Source organism: Vibrio harveyi NBRC 15634 = ATCC 14126 = KCTC 12724 (assembly GCF_001591145.1).
In the GTDB taxonomy this organism is placed as follows: domain Bacteria; phylum Pseudomonadota; class Gammaproteobacteria; order Enterobacterales; family Vibrionaceae; genus Vibrio; species Vibrio harveyi.
The window spans coordinates 1-2,915 of sequence record NZ_BCUF01000104.1; the positions used below are offsets into that span (position 1 = coordinate 1).

The window sequence follows — 2,915 nt, forward strand, 5'->3', positions numbered from 1 at the left end:
CTGATTGCGTCTACATCAGCAATCGTTGGCTTGTCGTCAACAATCGTAACCGGAATCGTTGCCGTTGTGCTATCACCATCAAAATCGGTCGCGATGATTGGGAAATTGAGGATCAACTCATCACTGTTTGCAGCATGGTCAATCGGACCTTGTAACGTGAAGTTATAGCTGCCATCTGGGTTCACCGTCAGAGTGAATACGGGATTTGCCCCTGCTGTCGCTTCATAAGTGAAGCTACCGTCTGGGTTAGCCGTTTCGTTTAGACTAACGTCGACTCCTTGCGACTTCAAACCATCGACTGGCGTTGCAGCGCCCTCAAGCTGATAGCTCACCACTCGGTCAGAGCCCTGCGTCGTCGTAAAGTTACCATTGATTGAAATTGGATCTGAACCATCCGAACCAACGCTCGCCAAATCGTCTTCATCGACAGAAATCGCATTGACATCAGTAATGACCGGCTTGTCGTCCACAATCGTGACAGGAATCGTTGCCGTTGTTATATCGCCGTCAAAATCGGTCGCAATAATCGGGAAATTAAGGATCAACTCATCGCTGTTTGGAGCGTGATCGATTGGGCCTTGCAGCGTGAAATTGTAGCTGCCATCGGTGTTGACCTTCAGCGTAAAGACTGCATTTGCGCCTGCTGTCGCTTCATAAGTGAAGCTACCATCTGGGTTTGCCGTTTCATTCAGAACGACGTCGACACCTTGCGATTTCAAACCACCAACTGGTGTTGCAGAGCTATCTAGTTGGTAGCTCACCACTCGGTCAGAGCCTTGTGTCGTCGTAAAGTTACCATCAATGGAAACCGGATTGCTTTGGTCTGAGCCAATAGCCGCTAAATCGTCCTCGTCCACGCTGATTGCGTCAACATCGGTAATGGTTGGCTTATCATCAACAATGGTAACTGGGATGCTGACTGTTGACGTATCCCCATCAAAATCTGTTGCTGTAATTGGGAAGTTAAGAACCAACTCATCACTGTTTGATGCATGGTCGATCGGACCTTGCAGCGTAAAATTGTAGCTGCCATCTGGGTTCACCGTCAGAGTGAATACGGGATTTGCCCCAGCTGTCGCTTCATAAGTAAAGCTACCGTCTGGGTTTGCCGTTTCATTCAGAACGACGTCGACACCTTGCGATTTCAAACCATCAACTGGTGTTGCAGAGCTATCTAACTGGTAACTCACTACTCGGTCTGAACCTTGCGTCGTCGTAAAGTTACCATTAATGGAAACCGGATTGCTTTGGTCCGAGCCAATACTCGCTAAATCATCTTCATCGACAGAAATCGCATCAACATCAGTAATGGTTGGCTTATCATCAACAATCGTGACTGGGATGCTGACTGTTGACGTATCCCCATCAAAATCTGTTGCTGTAATTGGGAAATTAAGGATCAACTCATCACTGTTGGGTGCATGGTCGATCGGACCTTGCAGCGTAAAGTTGTAGCTGCCATCGGTATTGACCGTTAACGTAAACACCGAGTTAGCACCCGCTGTTGCCTCATAAGTAAAGCTACCATCTGGGTTTGCAGTTTCATTCAGAACGACGTCGATACCTTGTGATTTCAAACCATCAACTGGTGTTGCAGAGCTTTCTAGTTGGTAGCTCACTACTCGGTCTGAGCCCTGTGTGGTAGTGAAGTTTCCGTCAATTGAAACCGGGGCAGAGCCATCTGAACCGATCGGCGCTAAATCATCTTCATCAACAGAAATCGCATCGACATCAGTAATGACCGGCTTGTCGTCCACAATCGTAACTGGGATAGTCGCGATTGTTGTATCACCGTCAAAGTCTGTCGCTATGATTGGAAAGTTGAGGATCAACTCGTCACTGTTTGGAGCGTGATCAATTGGACCTTGCAGGGTGAAGTTGTAGCTACCGTCAGTGTTTACCGTCAGCGTAAAGACCGCGTTAGTGCCTGCTGTCGCTTCATAAGTGAAACTACCGTCTGGATTTGCGGTTTCCGCCAATGTGACATCGACACCTTGCGATTTCAGACAATCGACAGGAGTTGCAGAACCGTCTAACTGGTAGCTCACCACGCGGTCAGAGCCTTGCGTCGTCGTGAAGTTGCCATCAATTGAAACTGGGTCTGTGCCATCTGAACCAATCGTCGCTAAATCATCTTCATCAACAGAAATCGCATCTAAGTCAGTAATGGTTGGCTTGTCGTCTACAATCGTGACAGGAATCGTTGCCGTTGTACTATCACCGTCAAAGTCTGTCGCAATGATTGGGAAGTTGAGGATCAATTCATCGCTGTTTGGCGCATGATCGATTGGTCCCTGCAAGGTAAAGTTATAGCTACCATCGGTATTAACGGTAAGCGTGAATACCGCATTTGCACCCGCTGTCGCTTCATAAGTGAAACTACCATCTGGATTTGCGGTTTCCGCCAATGTTACATCGACACCTTGCGATTTCAGACCATCGACAGGTGTTGCAGAACCGTCAAGCTGGTAGCTCACCACGCGGTCAGAACCTTGTGTCGTCGTGAAGTTACCATCAATTGAAACTGGCTCGGAGCCATCTGAACCAATACTGGCTAAATCATCTTCGTCAACAGAGATCGCATCGGCATCAGTAATGGTTGGCTTGTCATCTACGATGCTAACTGGAATCGTGGCTGTCGAGGTATCGCCGTCAAAATCGGTCGCAATAATTGGAAAATTGAGAGTCAACTCATCACTGTTTGCAGCATGGTCAATCGGACCTTGCAATGTGAAGTTATAGCTGCCATCGGTATTAACGGTAAGCGTGAATACTGCATTTGCACCCGCAGTTGCCTCATAAGTAAAGCTACCATCTGGGTTTGCAGTTTCCGCCAATGTTACATCGATACCTTGCGATTTCAGACCATCAACTGGCGTGGCAGAACCATCAAGCTGGTAGCTCACCACTCGGTC

1 protein-coding gene is annotated in these 2,915 nt (G+C 47.9%); it reads right to left on the reverse strand.

Going from position 1 to position 2,915, the window contains the following annotated elements; genetic code table 11:
- The coding region (locus VHA02S_RS24485; protein WP_081247898.1) for a T1SS-143 repeat domain-containing protein at positions 1 to 2,915 on the reverse strand (2,915 nt) is incomplete at both ends.